The 21,406-nt window shown below is 65.2% G+C and carries 23 protein-coding genes; 12 read left to right on the top strand and 11 right to left on the bottom strand.

Features of this window, described 5'->3' with window-relative positions:
- Positions 1–64 precede the first annotated feature (64 nt).
- Genes gshB through rsmI form a run of 3 tightly spaced genes read right to left on the bottom strand, consistent with a single transcriptional unit; the run spans position 65 to position 2,358 of the window.
- The gene (gene gshB / locus X265_RS00870) at positions 65–1,009 is read right to left on the bottom strand and encodes a glutathione synthase (protein ID WP_128963202.1); all 945 of its coding nucleotides are present in this window, start codon (positions 1,007–1,009) and stop codon (positions 65–67) included.
- Positions 1,010–1,019: 10 nt separating this feature from the next.
- A complete protein-coding gene (locus tag X265_RS00865; protein WP_128963201.1) occupies positions 1,020–1,421 on the bottom strand; it encodes a YraN family protein in 402 nt (133 codons plus the stop codon).
- Positions 1,408–2,358, bottom strand: a complete 951-nt coding sequence (gene rsmI / locus X265_RS00860) for a 16S rRNA (cytidine(1402)-2'-O)-methyltransferase (RefSeq protein WP_128963200.1) — start codon at positions 2,356–2,358, stop codon at positions 1,408–1,410. Before rsmI ends, X265_RS00865 begins: the two co-directional genes overlap by 14 nt.
- A gap of 345 nt (positions 2,359–2,703) precedes the next feature.
- Here rsmI and X265_RS00855 point away from each other — a divergent pair, with 345 nt between their 5' ends.
- The gene (locus X265_RS00855) at positions 2,704–3,936 is read left to right on the top strand and encodes a penicillin-binding protein activator (protein ID WP_188637429.1); all 1,233 of its coding nucleotides are present in this window, start codon (positions 2,704–2,706) and stop codon (positions 3,934–3,936) included.
- A 116-nt stretch (positions 3,937–4,052) separates the two neighbouring features.
- On the opposite strand, the gene hemW is transcribed toward X265_RS00855, so the two are convergent.
- From hemW to rph, 3 genes are read right to left on the bottom strand one after another with little or no spacing between them, the layout of a single operon-like run.
- Positions 4,053–5,210, bottom strand: coding sequence for a radical SAM family heme chaperone HemW (hemW, locus tag X265_RS00850; protein ID WP_128963199.1), 1,158 nt, complete (start codon positions 5,208–5,210; stop codon positions 4,053–4,055).
- On the bottom strand, positions 5,197–5,832 hold the full coding sequence (gene rdgB / locus X265_RS00845; protein WP_128963198.1) for an RdgB/HAM1 family non-canonical purine NTP pyrophosphatase: 636 nt from the start codon (positions 5,830–5,832) through the stop codon (positions 5,197–5,199). Before rdgB ends, hemW begins: the two co-directional genes overlap by 14 nt.
- Before the next feature lie 11 nt (positions 5,833–5,843).
- Positions 5,844–6,557: a ribonuclease PH gene (gene rph / locus X265_RS00840; protein ID WP_128963197.1), complete on the bottom strand. Its 714-nt coding sequence runs from the start codon at positions 6,555–6,557 to the stop codon at positions 5,844–5,846.
- Positions 6,558–6,728: 171 nt separating this feature from the next.
- On the opposite strand from rph, the gene hrcA reads away from it, so the two are divergent.
- The gene (hrcA, locus tag X265_RS00835) at positions 6,729–7,817 is read left to right on the top strand and encodes a heat-inducible transcriptional repressor HrcA (RefSeq protein ID WP_128963196.1); all 1,089 of its coding nucleotides are present in this window, start codon (positions 6,729–6,731) and stop codon (positions 7,815–7,817) included.
- A gap of 98 nt (positions 7,818–7,915) precedes the next feature.
- Entirely contained in the window at positions 7,916–8,521 is a 606-nt protein-coding gene (gene grpE, locus X265_RS00830; protein ID WP_128963195.1) for a nucleotide exchange factor GrpE, read from the top strand.
- A gap of 79 nt (positions 8,522–8,600) precedes the next feature.
- On the opposite strand, the gene pncA is transcribed toward grpE, so the two are convergent.
- Together pncA and X265_RS00820 are read right to left on the bottom strand one after the other, a co-directional pair.
- Complete coding sequence (gene pncA, locus X265_RS00825) at positions 8,601–9,323, bottom strand: bifunctional nicotinamidase/pyrazinamidase (protein ID WP_128963194.1); 723 nt, start codon at positions 9,321–9,323, stop codon at positions 8,601–8,603.
- A gap of 134 nt (positions 9,324–9,457) precedes the next feature.
- On the bottom strand, positions 9,458–10,399 hold the full coding sequence (locus X265_RS00820; RefSeq protein WP_164938358.1) for a hypothetical protein: 942 nt from the start codon (positions 10,397–10,399) through the stop codon (positions 9,458–9,460).
- A 404-nt stretch (positions 10,400–10,803) separates the two neighbouring features.
- On the opposite strand from X265_RS00820, the gene dnaK reads away from it, so the two are divergent.
- The 8 genes from dnaK (at position 10,804) to X265_RS00775 (ending at position 18,146) form a co-directional block, all read left to right on the top strand.
- On the top strand, positions 10,804–12,705 hold the full coding sequence (dnaK, locus tag X265_RS00815; protein ID WP_128963192.1) for a molecular chaperone DnaK: 1,902 nt from the start codon (positions 10,804–10,806) through the stop codon (positions 12,703–12,705).
- A 245-nt stretch (positions 12,706–12,950) separates the two neighbouring features.
- Positions 12,951–14,078, top strand: coding sequence for a molecular chaperone DnaJ (gene dnaJ / locus X265_RS00805; protein WP_128963191.1), 1,128 nt, complete (start codon positions 12,951–12,953; stop codon positions 14,076–14,078).
- An 88-nt stretch (positions 14,079–14,166) separates the two neighbouring features.
- Positions 14,167–14,766 carry a class I SAM-dependent methyltransferase gene (locus tag X265_RS00800; RefSeq protein WP_128963190.1) on the top strand — a complete coding sequence of 200 codons (600 nt, stop codon included), beginning with the start codon at positions 14,167–14,169 and terminating at the stop codon, positions 14,764–14,766.
- Positions 14,767–14,931: 165 nt separating this feature from the next.
- Complete coding sequence (locus tag X265_RS00795) at positions 14,932–15,510, top strand: NADPH-dependent FMN reductase (RefSeq protein ID WP_128963189.1); 579 nt, start codon at positions 14,932–14,934, stop codon at positions 15,508–15,510.
- Between the two features lie 6 nt (positions 15,511–15,516).
- Positions 15,517–16,227, top strand: coding sequence for an orotidine-5'-phosphate decarboxylase (pyrF, locus tag X265_RS00790; protein ID WP_128963188.1), 711 nt, complete (start codon positions 15,517–15,519; stop codon positions 16,225–16,227).
- 24 nt (positions 16,228–16,251) lie between these two features.
- Positions 16,252–16,563 (top strand): DUF1330 domain-containing protein, encoded by a 312-nt coding sequence (locus X265_RS00785; protein ID WP_128948834.1) that lies wholly within the window; start codon positions 16,252–16,254, stop codon positions 16,561–16,563.
- Between the two features lie 114 nt (positions 16,564–16,677).
- Entirely contained in the window at positions 16,678–17,496 is an 819-nt protein-coding gene (gene dapB / locus X265_RS00780) for a 4-hydroxy-tetrahydrodipicolinate reductase (protein WP_128963187.1), read from the top strand.
- A gap of 26 nt (positions 17,497–17,522) precedes the next feature.
- A complete protein-coding gene (locus tag X265_RS00775) occupies positions 17,523–18,146 on the top strand; it encodes a 2,3-bisphosphoglycerate-dependent phosphoglycerate mutase (RefSeq protein WP_128963186.1) in 624 nt (207 codons plus the stop codon).
- Positions 18,147–18,308: 162 nt separating this feature from the next.
- Here the strand turns inward: X265_RS00775 and X265_RS00770 are convergent, their stop codons facing one another.
- Both X265_RS00770 and X265_RS00765 read right to left on the bottom strand, forming a co-directional pair.
- A complete protein-coding gene (locus tag X265_RS00770; protein ID WP_128963185.1) occupies positions 18,309–19,205 on the bottom strand; it encodes a methylated-DNA--[protein]-cysteine S-methyltransferase in 897 nt (298 codons plus the stop codon).
- A 56-nt stretch (positions 19,206–19,261) separates the two neighbouring features.
- Positions 19,262–19,780, bottom strand: coding sequence for a DUF2244 domain-containing protein (locus tag X265_RS00765; protein WP_128963184.1), 519 nt, complete (start codon positions 19,778–19,780; stop codon positions 19,262–19,264).
- Positions 19,781–19,802: 22 nt separating this feature from the next.
- Here X265_RS00765 and nth point away from each other — a divergent pair, with 22 nt between their 5' ends.
- Positions 19,803–20,582: an endonuclease III gene (gene nth / locus X265_RS00760; RefSeq protein ID WP_164938357.1), complete on the top strand. Its 780-nt coding sequence runs from the start codon at positions 19,803–19,805 to the stop codon at positions 20,580–20,582.
- 6 nt (positions 20,583–20,588) lie between these two features.
- On the opposite strand, the gene X265_RS00755 is transcribed toward nth, so the two are convergent.
- Positions 20,589–21,329 (bottom strand): sulfate transporter family protein, encoded by a 741-nt coding sequence (locus X265_RS00755; RefSeq protein ID WP_128963182.1) that lies wholly within the window; start codon positions 21,327–21,329, stop codon positions 20,589–20,591.
- Positions 21,330–21,406 lie beyond the last annotated feature (77 nt).

Here is a 21,406-nt window from a genome sequence, read left to right as displayed (position 1 = left end):
AGCGCAGCGAAATCCGGGAATCGATCCCTTGGCGAAATGCGCTCCGTCCGAGTTACGCGGGTACCTACTTCTTTCGCTTCTGCTCGATGACGTCCCAGATCTTCGCGGCCACGTCGGGGCCGCCGAGCCGTGCGATGGCGCGGATGCCGGTGGGCGAGGTCACGTTGATCTCGGTGAGATTGCCGTTGATGACGTCGATGCCGACGAACAAGAGGCCGCGCTCGCGCAGCGCAGGACCAACGGTGGCGCAGATCTCGCGCTCGCGTGGTGTCAGCTCGGTCTCCTGCGCGGCGCCGCCGCGCACCATGTTGGAGCGGAGGTCGTCGGCGGCAGGCACGCGATTCACGGCGCCGGCGAACTCGCCGTTCACCAGGATGATGCGCTTGTCGCCGTGCTTCACCTCGGGGATGAATTGCTGGATCACCCAGGCTTCCTTGAAGGTGACCGAGAACATGTCGAACAGCGAGCCGAAATTCATGTCCTGCGGCATCACGCGGAACACCGCGGCGCCGCCATGACCGTGCAGCGGCTTCATCACCACGGCGCCGTATTTGTCGCGGAACGCGTTGATCTCATCCATGTCGCGCGAGATCAGCGTCGGCGGCATCAGCTGCGGAAAGTTCATCACGAACAGCTTTTCCGGCGCATTGCGCACCGAGGCCGGATCGTTGACCACGAGCGTCTTCGGATGGATGCGTTCGAGCAGGTGCGTCGAGGTGATGTAGGCGAGGTCGAACGGCGGATCCTGGCGAAGCAGCACCACGTCGAAGCCGTTCAGCGCCTCGCGCTTGGGCTCGCCCAGGGTGAAATGATCGCCGGCGTCGTCGCGCACGGTGAGCAGCTGCACGGGCGCAACGATCTCCTCGCCGACCATCGAGAGCTTGTCGGGCGTGTAATAAGACAGGCCGTGGCCGCGCTTCTGCGCCTCCAGGAGCAACGCAAAGGTCGAATCGCCCTTGATGTTGATGCGGGCGATGGGGTCCATCTGGACGGCAACGTTCAGTTTCATGGTCTGCCTTTCAGGTCGAGGCGTCGAATGCCGCCAACACATGGCGTGGAAGCGAGCGTGGCGCAATCAGCATGGCGTCGAATCGCAATTCGAATTCCGCATGCTCGGGATGCGCGGCAAGCCAGCCCTGCGCGGCGTCGATGATGCGCTGCTGCTGGCGCGGTGTCACGGCATAGGCGGCCTCGTCGAGGCTGGCGCGCGCCTTGACCTCGACGAAGGCGATCAGGTTGCGGCGCCGCGCCACCAGATCGATCTCGCCATGCGGCGTGCGGTAGCGTTTGGCGAGAATGCGGTAGCCCTTCGCCATGAGGTAGGCGGCGGCTCGGCTCTCGGCGGAAATGCCGGTCCGGAACGCGGCGACACGCGCGGGCGAGGCCATTTTCGGTTCCGCCGGGACCTCACTCTTCGCCATCGCCGCCCCGCAGGTCCTTGGCGAGCTCGAGCGCGCGGGCATAGACCTCGCGGCGCGGTCGCCCCGAGAGAGCAACCGCATGCGCCACGGCATCCTTGACGCTGTGCGCGGCAAGCTGTTCGCGCAGGAGATCGTCCAGCGCATTGGATGTCAGCACGTCGGCATCCGCGGCGGGCGGCCCGATCACCAACACGAACTCGCCGCGCGTCTCGGGCGCATCTGCTTGTCGCGCCAGTTCGGCGAGGGGCGCACGCCTGACTTCTTCATGCAGCTTTGTCAGCTCGCGGCAGACCGCGGCATCGCGATCACCCATGATCTCGGCGAGATCGGTCAAGGTGTCCTGCATCCGATTTCCCGATTCGAACATCACCAGCGTGGCATCGATGCGCGCGAGTTCCGCAAGGCGTGACCTCCGCGCCGCCGACTTCGCCGGCAGAAAGCCCTCGAAGAAGAAGCGATCGGTCGGCAGCGCCGCGACAGACAGCGCCGCCAGCACCGAGGACGGACCGGGCAGCGCATGGACCGCATGGCCGGCCGCACAGACCTCTCGCACCAGCTTGAAGCCGGGGTCGGAGATCAGCGGTGTCCCGGCATCCGAGACCAGCGCGATCGAACCGCCTGCCGCAAGCGCTTCCAGGATTTTTGGCCGTGCGGCTTCCGCATTGTGCTCGTGGTATTGCTTCAGCGGCGCCGCGATGGCGTAGCGCTCGGTCAGCCGGCGCGTGATGCGCGTGTCCTCGCAGGCAATGACGTCGACGCCGGCCAGAGTCTGCAGCGCCCGCAGCGTGATGTCGCCGAGGTTGCCGATCGGGGTTGCGACCAGATGAAGGCCGGGCACGGCCTTTGGTACCGTGATGCGATGGGCATCGATCGAGAAGCCGCGCGCGGCGGGGTCTAGGGCTTCAGGCGTATTTATCGGGGCCGGCTTTGCGCGCATAATAAGGTCAACTTAGGTACGATCTGGAGGGCTGGGAACTGGTCCTCCGAAAAAGATCGTGCCGAGGCAAGGGGCGAGGAAAGACGGGAATGTGATCCAACTGGATTGCATTCGAGAGGGAATGAAGCGCTCACGCCATATTGGCGGCGGAAACGCCGCCTTGATGCTGCGCAAGGGGCGGCGAATGGCTGGCCAGGACGGGAGGAACGCTGCCTTCAGCGGTCATTATCCTTTTGTTTTGGTTAACTATTTGCCGACAATATGTCTGAATCCGCGGCTTGTGTCGCGGCAAACGTGACGAATGTTGTGACGGGCTGGCAACGGCCGGTCAGAAGAGAAGCTGCCATGCAGGGCCCGCGTCATCCAAAGTCTCCCGTTCAGGGGCCCCTGATATCAAGGGCGACCCGGCGAAGCGCGCTCGGCCTGCTGCTCGGCGCGCCCCTGCTCTCGGCCTGCGCCGGCGTGCAGCAGAGTTTGAGCCAGTTCTCCAGTCCGTTCTCAAGTTCCGCGCCACCGGCTCAGCCCGCCGGCCCGCCGCAGCAGGCCACCACGGCCGGCACCGGCGGGGTCAAGGTCGCGCTGATCCTGCCGCTCTCGGCCGCCGGCAATGCCGGCCTCGCCGCGCAATCCATGCGCAACGCCGCGGAGATGGCGCTGGCCGAGTTCCAGAATCCGAACATCCAGCTCCTGATCAAGGACGACAATGGCAGCCCGCAAGGCGCGCAAGCGGGCGCGCAGCAGGCGGTCGACGAAGGCGCCGAGATCATTCTGGGGCCGCTGTTCGCCCAATCGGTGCCGGCGGTGGCGCAGGTCGCGCGCACGCGCAACATCTCGGTGATCGCGTTTTCGACCGATTCGAGCATCGCCGGCCGCGGCGTTTACCTGCTGAGCTTCCTGCCGGAGTCCGACGTCAATCGCATCATCGAATATTCCGCCGGCATCGGGAAACGCTCGGTCGCCGTGCTGGTGCCCGACAATGCCTATGGCAACGTGGTCGAAGCCACGGTGAAGGCCGCGGTGCCGCGCCGCGGCGGCCGCATCGTCGCATTCGAGAAATACGGCGCCGATCGCGCCACGCCGGCGCGCAACGTTGCGCAGCAGCTCGGCAGTGCGGATGCGCTGTTCATCGCCGATGATGGCGATGCCGTCGTCGCGGTCGCGGATGCGATGACTGCGGCCGGCGCGAATCTGCGCAACATCCAGATGCTCGGCACCGGCCTGTGGGACAATCCACGTGTCTATGCCAGCCCCGCGCTGCAAGGCGGCCTCTACGCTGCGCCGGATCCGGCCGGCTTCCGCGCCTTCTCCGGCCGCTATCGCACCAAATACGGCGCCGAGCCGATCCGCACCGCGACGCTCGCCTATGACGCCGTCGCGCTCGTCGCCGCGCTCGCGCGCACGCAAGGCACGACGCGCTTCTCGTCCGACGTGCTCACCAATCCTTCCGGCTTCGCCGGCATCGACGGCCTGTTCCGCTTCCGCGCCGACGGCACCAATGAGCGGGGCCTTGCGGTGATGAAGGTGACGACCGGCGGCGGTGTGGCGGTCGCAGGCTCGCCGAAGAGCTTTGGGGCGTAGCCCAGGACGACGGTGCCGTAGGATGGGCAAAGCCAAGCGTGCCCACGCATTTTTCGTGATCGAGAGAGATCGCGGGCACGGCGCAAGTGCGCCTTTGCCCAGCCTACGAGATCTCGCTAAGCGGCGAGGTCCGCGACCACCGCATCCAGCACCGGGAATCCGCTGCTGGTCACGCGCAGGCGGCCCGTCGCATCGACGGTGATCGCGCCTTCCTCGCGCAGCAGCGCGATACGGCGGGGGTCGAGCGGGCGGCCGGAGAGTGTCTTGTAGCGCTCGGGGTCGATCCCTTCGGCCAAGCGCAATCCCATCAGCAAGAATTCGTCGGCGCGTTCTTCGCTGTTGAGGAGATCGTCGGTGACGACGCCGTGGCCGCTGCTTTCGACGCGCATCAGCCAGGCTTCGGGACGCTTCTCGGTCGCGGTGGCATGGCGCACGCCGTCGATGTCGAGGCGGCCATGCGCGCCGGGGCCGATGCCGGCATATTCCTCGCCGCGCCAGTACACCAGATTGTGCCGGCACTCTGCACCGCGCCGCGCGTGGTTGGAAATCTCGTAGGCGGGCAGGCCGAGCTTGTCGCAGGTCTCCTGCGTCACGTCGTAGAGAGCGCGCGCGATCGATTCGTCCGGCGTCTTCAATTTGCCGGCCTGATGCAGGCCGAAGAACGGCGTGCCTTCCTCGATGGTGAGTTGATAGAGCGACAGATGCTCGGCGGCTTCGCCGATGGCGAGGCGCAATTCATCGGCCCACATGTCAGGCGTCTGGTCGGGGCGGGCGTAGATCAGGTCGAACGAGTAACGGTCGAACGAGCGGCGCGCGATGGCGACGGCATCGAGCGCTTCCCGCGCGCTGTGCATGCGGCCCAAAGCTTTCAGCGAGGCATCGTCGAGCGCCTGCACGCCGAGCGAAACGCGATTGACGCCGGCGGCGCGATAGCCTGCGAAGCGCGTGGCTTCGACGCTGGTCGGGTTCGCTTCCAGCGTCACTTCGACGTCCTTGGCGACGCTCCAATGCCTGCCGATCGCATCGAGAACGGCGCCGACGGTTGACGGCTGCATCAGAGACGGCGTGCCGCCGCCGAGGAAGATCGACGTCACTTCGCGGCCGGGCGCGCGCTCGGCCGTGGTTGCGATCTCGCGGGCGAAGGCGCTCGCAAACCGCGCCTCGTCGATCGCGGCGTGGCGGACATGGCTGTTGAAGTCGCAATAGGGACACTTCGACAGGCAGAACGGCCAATGCACGTAGACGCCAAACGCATCCTTATTAGCGCGGCTCAAGGCAGATCTCCGCCAGTTTCACGAAGGCGCGGGCGCGGTGCGACAGGCCAAGGCCAAGCGGCGGCAGGCCATGCTTCTCGATGCTAGTCATCTCGCCGAAGGTGCGCGCGTGGCCGTCGGGCAGGAACATCGGGTCGTAGCCGAAACCGGCGGTGCCGCGAGGCGGCCAGACCAGCGTGCCGTGGACATGCGCCTCGACCTCTTCGAGGTGATCGTCGGGCCAGGCGACGCAGAGTGCCGAGACGAAATGGGCCTTGCGCTTGTCAGGCGTGGTGGCGCCGCGCTCCTGCAAAAGGCGTTCGATCTGCGCCATCGCCGCGGCGAAATCCTTCGACGGTCCGGCCCAGCGGGCGCTGTAGATGCCGGGCGCGCCGTCGAGCGCGTCGACCACGATGCCGGAATCGTCGGCGAAGGACGGAAGGCGGGTCGCCTGTGCTGCGGCGATCGCCTTGATCGCGGCATTGCTGCGGAAATCGTTGCCGGTCTCTTCAGGTTCGCCCAAGCCGAGCTCGCCGGCCGACACCGCCTCGACGCCGTGAGGCGCCAGCAGCTCCCGCATCTCGGCGAGCTTGCCGGGATTGTGGGTGGCGATGACGAGCTTTCCGGTGATTCGACGGTGCATGGGCCTATTGACTACGCGACAGCGAGTTTCTGCAAATCCACCAGCCGCGACACGCCCTTGCGTGCCAGCGCCATCAACGCCAGGAACTCGTCCTGCGTGAACGGCTCGCGTTCCGCGGTGCCCTGCACCTCGACGATGCGGCCATCGCCGGTCATGACGAAATTGGCGTCGGTCTCGGCTTCCGAATCCTCGGCATAGTCGAGATCCAGCACCGGGGTGCCGTTGTAGATGCCGCAGGAGATCGCGGCGACGTTGTCGCGCATCACATTGGTCTTGATCATGTTGCGCGCCTTCATCCAGGCGATGCAATCGGCGAGCGCGACCCAGGCGCCGGTGATCGAGGCGGTGCGGGTGCCGCCGTCGGCCTGCAGCACGTCGCAATCGACCGTGATCTGGCGCTCGCCGAGCGCTTCGAGATCGACGATGGTGCGCAGCGAGCGGCCGATCAGGCGCTGGATCTCGACGGTGCGGCCGCTTTGCTTGCCCGCGGCCGCTTCGCGGCGGGTGCGTTCCGAGGTCGCGCGCGGCAGCATGCCGTATTCGGCGGTGACCCAGCCGCGGCCCTGGCCCTTCAGCCAAGGCGGCAGGCGTTCTTCGAGCGTGGCGGTGACCAGCACGTGGGTGTCACCGAATTTCACGAGGCAGGAGCCTTCCGCATATTTGACCACGCCGCGCTCCAGCGTCACGGGGCGCAATTCGTCGGGCGCACGGCGGCTTGGCCGCATGGGAAAATCCTCCAAAACTCGCAAGGGATAGGGCTGTTGGCGGTGCTTGTAGGTGGGGTGAGGGTGGGCAGCAAGGCTTTTTCACCCCCGGATATCCACCCCGCAAACGCAACGCTTGTCAGAACCGCCCCGGATGGACAAATTATGAGGATCTGAGAGGAGTTACCGTCTGTGGCCCATCACGATCCGATCCATCTGATCGCGCCGCGCGCAGGCCTCGCCCAGCTCAACGAGCGTTCCCGCGACATCTTTCGTCAAATTGTCGAAAGTTACCTTGCGACCGGCGAGCCGGTCGGCTCGCGCAACATTTCGCGGCTGATCGCCATGCCGCTGTCGCCGGCCTCGGTCCGCAATGTCATGGCCGATCTGGAACAGCTCGGCCTGATCTACGCCCCGCATACCTCGGCCGGCCGGCTGCCGACGGAACTCGGCCTGCGCTTCTTCGTCGATGCGCTGATGCAGGTCGGCGATCTCAACGAGGCCGAACGCCAGTCGATTCAGAGCCAGCTCACGTCCGTCGGCGAAGCCCACTCGGTTGAAGCCGCGCTGGATCAGGCCCTGACCCGGCTTTCCGGCCTCACCCGTGCGGCCGCCGTGGTGCTGACGCCGAAATCCAATGCGCGGCTGAAGCACATCGAATTCGTCCGACTGGAACCCGAAAAGGCCCTGGTGATTCTGGTCGGTGAGGACGGTCAGGTCGAAAACCGCGTGCTCACGTTGCCGCCCGGAGTTCCCTCCTCGGCCATCACCGAAGCCGGCAATTTCCTCAACGCGCGGATCCGCGGCCGCACCTTGGCCGAGGCGCGCCTCGAGTTGGAAACCGCGCTCGCAGAGGCCCGCGCCGAGCTCGATCAGCTCGCGCAAAAGGTGATTTCCGCGGGCATCGCCAGCTGGTCTGGCGGCGAGAACGAGGACCGCCAGCTCATCGTCCGCGGCCACGCCAACCTGCTGGAAGACCTGCATGCGCTGGAGGATCTCGAACGTGTCAGGCTGCTGTTCGACGATCTCGAGACCAAGCGCGGCGTGATCGACCTGCTGGGACGGGCCGAAACCGCCGAGGGCGTGCGCATCTTCATCGGCAGCGAGAACAAGCTGTTTTCGCTGTCGGGCTCCTCCACCATCATCTCGCCCTATCGGGATGCCGCCGGCCATATCGTCGGCGTTTTGGGCGTGATCGGGCCGACGCGGCTGAATTATGCCCGTGTGATCCCGACCGTGGACTATGCCGCCCGCATCGTCAGCCGCCTGTTGGGGGGCTGACCGGTATTTGCCTGCGATCACGGGCGCTTGATTTTCGGCGCCCGAAGCACGATATCCGGGCCAGCAAATCCCTTGAAACGAGTTCGAGATTACCGCCGATGAGCGAGCAAGACCGGCAACCCGAAGACACGACCGCGCCGACCGGCGAGCCCGTAGTGTCGAAACCCTACATCATGCCCGACGATCCCGAGCCGGGCTCGGTCGAGCTGTTGCAGAAGGAAGCCAGTGAAGCGCGCGATCGCATGCTGCGGACGCTGGCCGAGATGGAGAACCTCCGCAAGCGCACCACCAAGGAAGTGGCTGACGCCCGCCTCTACGGCATCACGGGCTTTGCTCGCGACGTGCTCGACATCGCCGACAATCTGCAGCGCGCTCTCGATGCCGTTCCGGCGGAAGCGCGCGCCAATGCCGATGCCGGCCTGAAGGGGTTGATCGAGGGCGTCGAGCTCACCGAGCGCTCGCTGCTCAACGCACTGGAAAAGCACGGCGTGAAGAAGTTCGACCCGCAGGGCCAGAAATTCGATCCGAACTTCCAGCAGGCGATGTACGAAGTCCCTGACGCCTCGGTGCCAGCGGGCACCGTCGTGCAGGTCATGCAGGCCGGCTACACCATCGGCGAGCGCGTGCTGCGCCCGGCGCTGGTCGGCGTCGCCAAGGGCGGCGCAAAGCCCGCGCCCGCGGCCAACAGCAACGACGCGAACTGAGCGGCGTCAGCGCGCTTCCTACTCTCTCCTCATTCCGGGCTCGCGCTGATACGCGCCCCGGAATGACTGCGTGAGAGCTTTACGCGCTGACCGCGATGTCGGCGGACTGAATGCGCTTCACGCCGGCCTTGGCCATATCGGCCCAGGCTTTGGCCAGCGAGCCCTGATTGTCGATGCCGCGGCAGGCGTCTTCCACGACATAGACCTCGAAGCCCGCCTTGCGTGCATCGAGCGCGGTCCAGGCGACGCAGAAGTCGGTGGCGAGACCCGCGACGAAGACGCGCTTGATCTTGCGTGACTTCAGATATGCGGCAAGGCCAGTGGTTGTCTTGCCGTCGGCTTCGAGGAAGGCCGAATAGCTGTCGACGTCCTTGTGAAAGCCCTTGCGGATGATGAGCTCGGCCTGCGGAATCGAGAGGTCCTTCGACAGCGAGGCGCCCTCGGTGCCCTGCACGCAATGGTCGGGCCACAGCACCTGCTTGCCGTAGGGCAGGTCGATGGTCTCGAACGGCTTCTTGCCGGAATGCACAGAGGCGAACGAGACGTGGCCGGGCGTGTGCCAGTCCTGCGTCATCACCACGTTCGCAAAGCCCTTCGCGATCTTGTTGATCACGGGCACGACCTGCTCGCCTTCCTTCACCGCGAGACTGCCCCCGGGCAGGAAGCAGTTTTGGACGTCGATCACGAGCAGCGCGGAATTATCGTCCGGCTTGATCGCGGCTGCTGCGAAAAGAGTTGAGGGGGCGAAGCTCGCAAGCGCGGTCGTCCCCAGCGCGGCCAAGATCTGTCGTCGATTAAGCATCGTCCGCCTCCCCTGAAGGATGATCTGAAGCTGATCCAATGCGGGAAGCCTAGTTCCGTTCGTGTACGAACGAAAGCCTGAAAATGCAGCCGGCGCTGGTGAGCGGTTGGGCTGTCAGGCCCGTCACCGTCGCCCTATCCCTTCGGCTGGATGCCGTCGCGCACGGCGCGGAAGCGGGTGAAGGCGTCAGACCACTGATCGCGCGGCGCGCTGGCGATGATGCGCAGCGACGCGCCGCCACTCGAGAAGCGAATCCACTGCACCACCGTGACGGGCGTCTTGTCCTTGCCGCTGACGCCATCGATCCGGGTCTCAAAGCCCTGCTGGCCGTTGATGCGGATCGGCTCGGACATGGTGACGCGGGATTCGCGCAGACCGGGAATCTGAAGCGCGGCCTCCTGGGCGAAACGGGCGCGGTCGTCGGCGGCCTGCGGCGTCGCGCCGATCACGCCGAGGATCATGAACGGCTTGGATTCATAGCCTGCGCTCTCACTGCCGTCGGCCAGGATGATGCTGGCTCCCGGCGCCAGCGTACGGATGTCCTTGAAGCCGGCAAGCTCGGTGATCTTGAACGGCATCAGTCCGAGCTGTTCTTCCGCCGATACCTCCCTGCGGGTCACGGCGGTCGCAAACATCTGCTTCACCGCCTCGTCGGTGTAGATCTTCGACGCCTTTTCGGGGACCTGCACCGCGACGTAGCCGGAGAAGCCGGCGCCGGGCACGATCATCGAATAGCGCTTCACCGGGGTCTCGCCGGACTTGCCGCTCTCGGTGGTGAAATAGGCAAGGCCCGCCGGCGTCTCGATCTTGTCCGGCTTGACACCGTTGCTGCCGGCCGGATTGGCGTTGAAGGCGGCCACGACTTCGCCATAGGCCGCAGGCGGCAGCTCGGTGACCAGCACCTTGACGCTGCCGTCCTCGCTCTCGAAGCCCGGAAAGGTCTTTGCCGTGTTCAGCCCGACCAGCGGCACCATGCCGAGGCGCAGCCCAGGCGGATAGACGGCGTCGGCAGCGAGCGCCTGACATGCGGAGGCGACGAGGAGGGCGAGCGCGGCGAGGGGGCGGGTCAGCTTCATGGGCACTCTGATTGGTTCACATTGAGGCCGTTCGATGGTCGGCAGGCGGGCCGCTTTTTCGCGCAAAGCAGCCCCGAGGGCGAGCCTCCAGCCGTTCGGCCGGTCCGCCTTTTAGCGGGTTTGGCGTGCCGGTAACAGGGCGGGGCATCTCCCCGGCGGAAGCGCCGGCAGACCACCGACCTGTTAATAATTCCTCATCCGCAAGCTCGGTCGAGCCCGGATATGATCTGCCAAATCCTAATGTTTTCACGGTCCAAACTTGCGTTCGGTCCTTGCGGGCCCCTCCCCCCCTCCTATATGAGCCTCAACCATCGCAATCTCGCGAATGTTTGATCTTAGGGGGTTTCGGATTGGGTGCCTTCTGGGCCCAACCAACCTGCCGCAAAAAGAAGGATATCAGGACCATGGGAAAGGTCATTGGGATCGACCTCGGCACCACGAATTCGTGCGTCGCCGTGATGGATGGCAAAAACGCCAAAGTCATCGAGAATTCCGAAGGCATGCGCACGACGCCTTCGATCGTCGCCGTGACTGATGACGGCGAGCGCCTCGTCGGCCAGCCGGCCAAGCGCCAGGCCGTCACCAATCCCGAGCGCACCTTCTTCGCAGTGAAGCGCCTCATCGGCCGCCGCTACGACGACCCGATGGTCGAGAAGGACAAGAAGCTCGTTCCGTACAAGATCGTGAAGGCTTCCAACGGCGACGCCTGGGTCGAGGCCGACGGCCAGACCTACTCGCCCTCGCAGGTCTCCGCTTTCATCCTGCAGAAGATGAAGGAGACCGCGGAAGCCCATCTCGGCCAGAAGGTCGACCAGGCCGTCATCACCGTTCCCGCCTACTTCAACGACGCCCAGCGCCAGGCGACCAAGGACGCCGGCAAGATCGCGGGCCTTGAAGTTCTGCGCATCATCAACGAGCCGACCGCGGCCGCGCTCGCCTATGGCCTCGACAAGACCAAGGCCGGCACCATCGCCGTGTACGACCTCGGCGGCGGCACCTTCGATATCTCCATTCTCGAAATCGGCGACGGCGTGTTCGAGGTGAAGTCGACCAACGGCGACACCTTCCTCGGCGGCGAAGATTTCGACATGCGGCTCGTTGGCTACCTCGCCGACGAATTCCAGAAGGAGCAGGGCATCAACCTGCGCAACGACAAGCTCGCGTTGCAGCGCCTGAAGGAAGCCGCAGAGAAGGCCAAGATCGAGCTGTCGTCGACCACGCAGACCGAGATCAACCTGCCCTTCATCACCGCGGACCAGACCGGCCCGAAGCATCTGACGATGAAGCTCACCCGCGCCAAGTTCGAGGCGCTGGTCGACGACCTCATCCAGAAGACCGTCGAGCCCTGCCGCAAGGCGCTGAAGGACGCCGGCGTCACCGCCGGTGAGATCGGCGAAGTCGTGCTGGTCGGCGGCATGTCGCGCATGCCGAAGGTCCAGGAAGTCGTGAAGCAGCTGTTCGGCAAGGAGCCGCACAAGGGCGTCAACCCGGACGAAGTCGTGGCGATCGGTGCTGCGATCCAGGCCGGCGTGCTCCAGGGCGACGTCAAGGACGTGCTGCTGCTCGACGTGACCCCGCTGTCGCTGGGCATCGAGACGCTGGGCGGCGTGTTCACCCGCATCATCGACCGCAACACCACGATCCCGACCAAGAAGAGCCAGGTGTTCTCGACGGCTGAAGACAATCAGAATGCCGTCACCATCCGCGTCTTCCAGGGCGAGCGTGAAATGGCGGCCGACAACAAGATGCTCGGCCAGTTCGACCTGATGGGCATTCCGCCGGCCCCCCGCGGCATGCCGCAGATCGAGGTGACCTTCGACATCGACGCCAACGGCATCGTCAACGTCTCGGCCAAGGACAAGGCCACCGGTAAGGAGCAGCAGATCCGCATCCAGGCCTCCGGCGGTCTGTCGGAAGCCGACATCGACAAGATGGTGAAGGACGCCGAGGCCAATGCCGCGGCCGACAAGCAGCGCCGCGAAGCGGTCGATGCCAAGAACCATGCCGACGCGCTGGTGCATTCGACCGAGAAGGCGCTGGCTGAGCACGGTTCGAAGGTCTCCGAGACCGAACGCCGCGCCATCGAGGATGCCGTCAGCGACCTCAAGGAAGCGCTGAAGGGCACCGATGCCGAGGCGATCAAGGCCAAGACCAATACGCTGGCGCAGGCTTCGATGAAGCTCGGCGAGGCCATGTACAAGCAGCAGGCCGAATCCGACGCGGCCAAGGACGCTGCGAAGGATGACGTCGTCGACGCGGAATTCACCGAGGTCGACGACGACAAGAACAGCAAGAAGTCCGCCTAAAGCCCGCGAGGGTATGATGCGGACGGCTTGGACCCGACACGCTTCTCTGGCCTCCCCCCTGAGGGGGGAGGCTTTGGTGTCGGAGCGGGCGGGCGATCGGCCCGTTACGATCGATCAATTCCCAGCCGCTATGCTCAACACTGCCATGCAGCCCTCTGCGGAGATGCGGAAGGCTGCCTATATCGTCGCATGGCGACGGTGTTTCGCCCCGACTTGAATCGCGATCGGATAGACCTGAGTCAGACATGTCCACGTCCACAAAGCGCTGCTACTACGAGACCCTCGAAGTCGAACGCGATGCCGACGAGAGCAGGCTGAAGTCGTCATTCCGCAAGCTGGCGATGAAATTCCATCCCGACCGCAATCCCGGCGATGCGACCAGCGAGGTCAAGTTCAAGGAAATCAACGAGGCCTACGAGGTCCTCAAGGACAAGGACAAGCGCGCCGCCTATGACCGTTACGGTCACGCCGCTTTCGAGCAGGGGGGCGGCGGTGCCGGCTTCGGCGCCGGTTTTGCCTCGTCCTTCTCCGACATCTTCGAAGACCTGTTCGGCATGGCCGGGCAGCGCGGCCGCGGCGGTCGCGAGCGCGGCGCCGATCTGCGCTACAATATGGAAATCACCCTCGAGGAGGCCTTCAGCGGCAAGACCGCCCAGATCGAGATCCCGGTCTCGGTCACCTGCGAGGCCTGCTCCGGCATCGGCGCCAAGGCCGGCACCAAGCCGAAGACCTGCTCGACCTGCGGCGGCGCCGGCCGCGTGCGCCAGTCGCAGGGCTTCTTCACCCTCGAGCGCACCTGCCCCGGCTGCCAGGGCCGTGGCCAGATGATCGAGGATGCCTGCCCGTCCTGCTCGGGACAGGGCCGCGTCACCCGCGAGCGGACGCTGTCGGTCAACATCCCCCAGGGCGTCGAGGACGGCACCCGGATCCGGCTCGCCGGCGAAGGCGAGGCTGGCGTTCGTGGCGGCCCGCCCGGCGACCTCTACATCTTCCTGTCGCTGGCCCAGCACCAGTTCTTCCAGCGCGACGGCGCCGATCTGCATTGCCGCGTGCCGATCTCGATGGTGACCGCCGCGCTCGGCGGCGAATTCGAGGTGCCGACCATCGACAAGGCCAAGGCCAAGGTGAAGGTCCCCGCCGGAACCCAGTCCGCCCGCCGATTCCGCATTGCGTCAAAGGGTATGCCGGTGTTGCGCTCACGGCAGATGGGCGACATGTACGTCCAGGTCGTGGTCGAGACCCCGCAGAACCTCACCAAGAAACAGCAGGAATTGCTGGCCGAGTTCGAAAAGCTCTCCTCCGGCAATACCCAGCCGGAATCCGAGGGCTTCTTCGCCAAGGTCAAGGATTTCTTCGGTAATCGGGCGAACTGACTCGGCTTGACCGTATCGTGTTCGGCCTATACGTCTTTATGACCATTTTCTGACACGCCGCGGTCCCGCGGTCCCGTCCGGTCCTGACATGCCCTTGCCATCGTCCGCGCGTGCGTTGAAGAAGCCCCGTCTCGATGACGAGGTGCGTTTTCTCAGGTCGTGGATCGAAAAGCCGCTGCACATGGGCGCGGTGATGCCGTCCGGCAAGCTGCTGGCGCGGACCATGGCTCACTATGTCGATCCCGATTCGGATGCGCCGGTGGTCGAGCTCGGGCCCGGCACGGGGGCCATCACCTCGGCCCTGGTCGAGCGCGGCGTCGACCAGAAGCGTCTCGTCCTCGTCGAATACAATCCCGGCTTCTGCGCCCTGCTGCGCGACCGCTATCCGCAGGCCAAGGTGGTGCAGGGCGATGCCTATCGTCTGCGCGACACGCTCTGGAATGTCCTGAGCGCGCCGGCGAGCGCCGTCGTCTCCGGCCTGCCGCTGGTCACGAAACCGATGCTGACGCGGCTGCGGCTGATCCGCGATGCCTTCACGGCGCTCGCGCCCGGCGCGCCCTTCGTCCAGTTCACCTATGCGGTGGTGCCGCCGATCCCGAAATCACTGCCCGGTGTGTCCACAGAGGCCTCGGAACGGATCTGGATGAACCTTCCGCCGGCCCGCGTCTGGGTGTATCGCAAGGACTAATCTGTCGCCACGAACGCGGTGCGCTCCCTCTCCCGCTTGCGGGGGAGGGTTGGGGTGGGGGTGTTTCCACGGTGGATTCCCCCAGTCGAGAAAGCCCCCTCCCGCCGCGCTTCGCGCGTCGACCTCCCCCGCAAGCGGGAGAGGTGAACGGAGTTCGCCGCCCGGATGTCAGCTCCGAAAATCCTGGTCATTCCTGGTTCGACCCGCAGCGGCTCTCACAATGTGAAGCTGGCCGCGGTCGCCGCGTATGAATTCGCCCAGGCCGGCGTTGACGTCACCCGCATCTCGCTCGCCGATTTTCCGCTGCCGATCTATGACGGCGATCTCCAGGCCAAGTCGGGGGTACCCAAGAATGCGATCAATCTGAAGCGCATGATCGGTGCGCATCATGGCGTGCTGATCGTCTCGCCCGAATACAACGCCTCGGTGCCGCCGCTGCTCAAGAACGCGATCGACTGGGTCAGCCGCGTCCACGAACTGCACGAGGCCCGCGGCGAGGTGTTCCGCAATCGCACCTTTGCGCTCGCCGGCGCATCGCAGAGCCGGCTAGGTGCCGCCCGCGCGCTCCAGGCCTTGCGGCTGATCCTGACCTCCTGCCACGCCAATGTGATTGCCAGCCAGCTCACGCTCGCCTTTGCCGACCAGGCCTATGACGATATGGACAGGTTGAAGAACGAGGGCGACATCGCGGCCCTGAAGGAGCTGGCGCGGCAATTGATCGACATTTCCCAACGCATGATGTGAGGTGACATGACGCCAGCCGAAATCGCCCCGAAGGATCGTCTGATCGTCGCGCTCGATCTGCCAAGCGTCGATGCTGCGGAGGCGATGATCGCAAGGCTCGGCGATAGCGTCACCTTCTACAAGATCGGCTATCGCCTCGCTTATGCCGGTGGATTGCCGCTGGTGGCAAAGCTTGCCGACAGCGGCAAGAAGGTCTTTCTCGATCTCAAGCTGCACGACATCGGCAACACCGTGGCTCAGGGCGTCGAGAGCATCACAAAGCTCGGTGCGACCTTCCTGACCGTGCACGCTTATCCGCAGACCATGAAGGGCGCCGTTGAAGGTCGCGGTTCTTCAAAGCTGAAGCTCCTCGCCGTCACGGTGCTGACCTCCTACAATGACGATGATCTGCGCGCGGCAGGCTTCCGGCTCGACGTTTCCGAACTGGTCGAAGCGCGCGCGCAACAGGCCCGGGCGCTCGGCATGGACGGGCTGGTGTCGTCGCCCGAAGAAGCCGGAGCCTTGCGCAAGATCGTCGGCCACCAGATGGCTCTGGTCACGCCCGGCATTCGCCCGGCGGGCTCGGAAACCGGAGATCAGAAGCGCATCATGACACCCGCTCGCGCGATCAGCGCTGGCGCGGATTATCTCGTCGTCGGGCGTCCTGTGGTGGAAGCTGCGGACCCCAAGGCCGCGGCTGACGCCATCCAGGCCGAGATCGTGCAAGCACTCGGCTAACGGCAAAAACCAAGGAGAAGAACAATGGCAAAAGGCTACTGGATCGGGCGCGTCGACGTGAGCAATGACGAGGGCTACAAGCCCTATGCCGTCGCCAACGGTCCCATTTTCAAGAAATGGGGAGGCCGCTTCGTGGTCCGCGCCGGCAAGTTCACCACTGTCGAGGGCGCCAGCCGAACCCGCAACGTCGTGATCGAATTCCCTGACTATCAGACCGCGATCGCCTGTTACAATTCGCCGGAATACCAGGCCAACATCAAGGTGCGGCAGCCGCACTCGATCGCCGACCTCATCATCATCGAGGGCTATGACGGCCCGCAGCCGCAGGACGGTTGAGGCGCCCCGTCATTCCGGGCTCACCCTTGGGGCGGTCCGGAATGACGGCTTCAGATCCCCCTCGGTTGCCGGAACTGCATCGCGCCGCTACAACGCAGCTGAGAGGATCACACCATGTCAGACATGCGCTTGATTGTAGCCGGAGCCGGCGGCCGGATGGGCCGCGCCCTGGTACGGGCGATTGCCGACAGCAAAGGCGCGGTGCTGGCCGGCGCCCTGGAGGCGCCGGGCTCGGAGCTGCTTGGCAAGGATGCCGGCGTGCTGGCCGGTCTGCCCGCCAACGGCATCAAGCTGTCCGCCGACCTCTGGGCGATGTCGAAGGATGCCGACGGCATCCTGGATTTCACCGTGCCGGCCGCGACGATCGCCAATGTCGCGATCGCGGCGGAGCGCGGCATCGTCCACGTCGTCGGCACCACCGGGCTTTCGGGCTCCGACAACGCCGTGATCAAGAGTGTCACAAACCGCGCGGTCGTGGTGCAGTCAGGCAATATGAGCCTCGGCGTCAATCTGCTGGCCGCGGTGGTCAAGCGCGTCGCCAAGGCGCTCGACGAGAGCTTCGACATCGAGATCGTCGAATCCCATCACCGCATGAAGGTCGATGCGCCCTCCGGCACCGCGCTGATGCTGGGGCAGGCGGCGGCGAGCGGTCGCGGTATCCCGCTCGATGAGGCGCATTCGGAGCGCGGCCGCGATGGCATCACCGGCGCGCGCAAGCCGGGCGCGATCGGCTTTGCCTCCTTGCGCGGCGGCACCGTCGCCGGTGATCACAGCGTGACGTTCCTCGGCCCGTTCGAACGCCTGACGCTGTCGCACCAGGCCGAGGACCGCATGCTGTTCGCCCATGGCGCGCTGAAGGCGGCGCTGTGGGCGCATGGCAAGAATCCGGGGCACTATTCCATGGCCGACGTGCTTGGCCTCGCCGACATCTAACCAAATTAGCGAACGGAAAGCAGTCAATGAGCGAACGTCTTCTCGTGCTCGTGCGCCACGGCCAGAGCGAATGGAATCTGAAGAACCTGTTCACAGGCTGGAAAGATCCTGACCTCACCGAGCTTGGTGTGAAGGAAGCCAGGGAAGCCGGGCGCAAGCTCAAGGCACAGGGGCTCGTGTTCGATGTCGCCTTCACCTCGGTCCTGACGCGCGCGCAGCACACGCTCGATCTCATTCTCGGCGAACTCGGCCAGCAGGGCCTGCCGACCTCGAAGAACCTCGCGCTGAACGAGCGCGACTATGGCGATCTCTCCGGCCTCAACAAGGACGACGCCCGCAAGAAATGGGGCGAGGAGCAGGTCCATGTCTGGCGCCGCTCCTACGATGTGCCGCCGCCCGGCGGCGAAAGCCTGAAGGACACGCTCGCGCGCGCCTTGCCGTATTACGTGCAGGAGATTCTACCTGGCGTGCTCAACGGCAAGCGCACGCTGGTGGCCGCGCACGGCAACTCACTGCGCGCGCTGATCATGGTGCTGGAAAAGCTCTCGCCCGAAGGAATCTTGAAGCGCGAACTCGCGACCGGTGTTCCGATCATCTACCGGCTGAATGCGGATTCGACGGTGGCGTCGAAGCTGGATCTGGCGGGATAGGCTTCTTCGGCTCTCCCCGCCTGCAGGGAGAGCCGGAATTCGCGCGCAGCGCGGATTCCGGGTGAGGGGGACTCTCCGCGAGTCCAGCTGCCTCCGATTTTGCGGAAGCCGCCCCTCGCCCCGACCCTCTCCCCGCAAGAGCGGGGCGAGGGGGAAGAAAGATCACTGCATCCCCAGCTGTCCGGCTTCCCAGCCCAGCATCGCCTGCTTGCGGGTGATGCCCCAGTGATAGCCCGTGAGCGTGCCGCTCTTGCCGAGCGCGCGGTGGCAGGGCACGACGAAGGAGACCGGGTTCTTGCCGACGGCGGCGCCGACGGCCCGCGAGGCCTTCGGATTGTTGATGTTGCAGGCGATGTCCGAATAGGACACCGCGCGCCCCATCGGGATCTTCAACAGCGTCTCCCATACCCGCACCTCGAAATCGGTGCCGATCAGCACGATGCGGAGCGGCTGGTCCGGCCGCCACAGCTTGGTGTCGAAGATGCGCGCCGCCAGCGGTGCGGTGCCTTCGTGGTCTTCGACATAGGTGGCGTTGGGCCAGCGCCGCGTCATGTCGGCGAGCGCGACCTGCTCCTCGCCCGGATCGGCGAAGGCGAGACCTGAAAGGCCGCGGTCCGTCGCGATCACGATCGCGGTGCCGAAGGGCGAGGGATGGAAGCCGTAGCGCAAAGTGAGTCCTGCGCCGCCGTTCTTCCATTCGCCGGGAGACATCGCCTCGTGGGTGACGAAGAGGTCGTGCAGGCGGCCGGGACCTGAAAGCCCGGAGTCGAGTGCCGCATCGAGGATGCTCGCAGAGTCCCGCAACAGTCCCTTGGCGTGGTCGAGTGTCAGCGCCTGCATGAAAGCCTTCGGCGTGATCGACGCCCAGCGGCGGAACAGATGGTGCAGCTCATCCGGCGTGACGCCGGCCGCGTCCGCCACCGCTTCGATGGTCGGCTGCGCGCGCCAGTTTTCCGAGATGAAAGCGATCGCCCGGCGCACCGAATCATAGTCGCGCAACGCGGCGGTCTGGGAGCCCGGCCTGGCCAGGCGCTGGTCATGTATGGCGAGTGTCATCATGAGCGGAAATGTAGGCCCGGCACCGGGTCGAAACCACCCGATTTCCGACCCGCCGATCAGGTGATCGGGTTGTAGGTCGGGCCCCGCTTGGCGGCGTTGAGCGCCTCAATCAAGCCTTTGTAAAAGCTTGCTTTTTCATCCGGTCCGAGGAACCGCGCGATCTGGATCTGCTGACCGCGCGAGATCAGGTAGAGATGCTCGATGCCAAAATCCTCGTCGACCTCCATGTCGAGGCGGACCCAGAGCGGATTGAAGGTGAATTCGGCGACCTGACCGCGATGACTGATCCGCCGCACGCGCAATTCGGAGGTCGTGACGGTGATCTCCTCGCGCGCCCGGGCGGTGCGGAAATTGACCTTGAAGGCCCACCAGACCACGAGCACGTCGAGGCCGAAAAAGCCGAGCACCGGCCAGGCGCCCTTCATCAGGAAGACGATGCCGGTGGCAAAGCTGACGACGCTCAGGAACAGCATCACGGCGAGAAAGCCGGTGCGGTTGAGCGAGCGATGCGGCGTCAGCAGCGCGGAGAAGATCTGCTGCTCATTCTCGCGCTCAATTTCGTTGCCTGTGCTCATCGTCCCTCAGTATATCCCGATCATGGCGAAAATCACCCGCAAGCCGGCCCCGCGCAAAGCCGCCGTGCCGAAGAAAACGGCAAAGGCGGCCATCGCGAAGCCCAAGCCTGCTGAGAACAAGCCCGCGAAGAAATCCCTCAAGGCGCCACAGCCCAATTCCATCAAGCCTTGGACACCGGCCGAAGTTCGCGAGGTCTTCAGCCGCTTCCGCAAAGCCAATCCCGAGCCGAAGGGCGAGCTCGAGCACGTCAATCCTTTCACGCTGCTGGTCGCCGTGGTGCTCTCCGCGCAGGCGACCGATGCCGGGGTCAACAAGGCGACGCGGGAATTGTTCAAAATCGCCGACACGCCGCAGAAGATGCTCGACCTCGGCGAGGAGCGTTTGCGCGACTACATCAAGACCATCGGCCTCTATCGCACCAAGGCCAGGAACGTGATCGCGCTATCGGCGAAACTTCTCGCCGAGTTCGGCGGCGAGGTGCCGCGCACGCGCGCCGAGATCGAGTCGCTGCCGGGCGCGGGACGCAAGACCGCCAATGTCGTGCTCAACATGGCCTTCGGCGAGCACACGATGGCGGTGGACACGCACGTCTTCCGCGTCGGCAACCGCACGGGCCTTGCACCCGGCAAGACGCCGCTCGAGGTCGAGCTTGGTCTCGAAAAGGTGATCCCGGCCGAATTCATGCTGCATGCTCATCATTGGCTCATCCTGCACGGCCGCTACACTTGCCTCGCGCGCAAGCCGCGCTGTGAAGTCTGCCTGATCAACGACCTCTGCCGGTGGCCGGAGAAGACGGTGTGAGCACCGCTATCGCACCTGCCGCGCCGGCTCGATCAGCTCGGGCCGGGAGCCCGACAGCCGCTTGTGCATGTGGACCATGAAGGCCATGCCGAAGATCGGAGTCGCCAGGTTCACGACCGGGATCGAGACGAAAGCCGCGATGAACAGGCCCGCGGTGAAGATCGTCGCGGCATTGTCGCGGCGCATCGCTTTCGCATCCTCCGGCGAGCGGAAGCGCATCGCGGCAAGCTCGAAATATTCACGCCCGAGCAGCCATGCTGCCGCAAGGAAGAAAATCAGGAAACCGGCGCCGGCCAGGAACACCAGCGGCAACGCGGCGAGATAGACCAGAATGGTCAACAGCGCGGTCTTGATGCCTTCGAGGATCGCCTGGTTGAACGGCAGCGCCATGCCCGGCCGCTCGGCCGGATAATATTCGCGCTCGACGATGTCGGCGACGTCGTCGACGAAGAAGCTCGCCACCAGCGAGGTGATCGCCGGCATCAGGAATACGCTGCCGAACACGACGCCGAAGCCGGCGGCAATGGAGATGATCCAGGCCAGCACCTCCAGCGAGGAGTGCCAGCTCGGCCCGAGCAGGCCCTCCAGCCAGACCTCGCCATAGGTCGCGAACCAGCTCAGCAGCCGCTGCAGCCCGATCGCGAGCACCACGATGAGCACCAGCGCAAGGCCGATCGACCGCCACAGGATCGATCGCATCGGCGGCGACATCATTTGCGACAGCGCCTTGACGGCGGCATCCAGCATGGGAACCTCTCACCAAACCATCCGCGAGAGGTAGACACCCCGGGCCGCTTCGGCAAGGGAGGCTGACCCTTGGCTTG

Origin of the sequence: Bradyrhizobium guangdongense (assembly GCF_004114975.1) — a bacterium.
In the GTDB taxonomy this organism is placed as follows: Bacteria; Pseudomonadota; Alphaproteobacteria; order Rhizobiales; family Xanthobacteraceae; genus Bradyrhizobium; species Bradyrhizobium guangdongense.
Note: the sequence above shows the minus strand (reverse complement) of the source record. Positions and strands in the feature narration are given on the sequence as shown.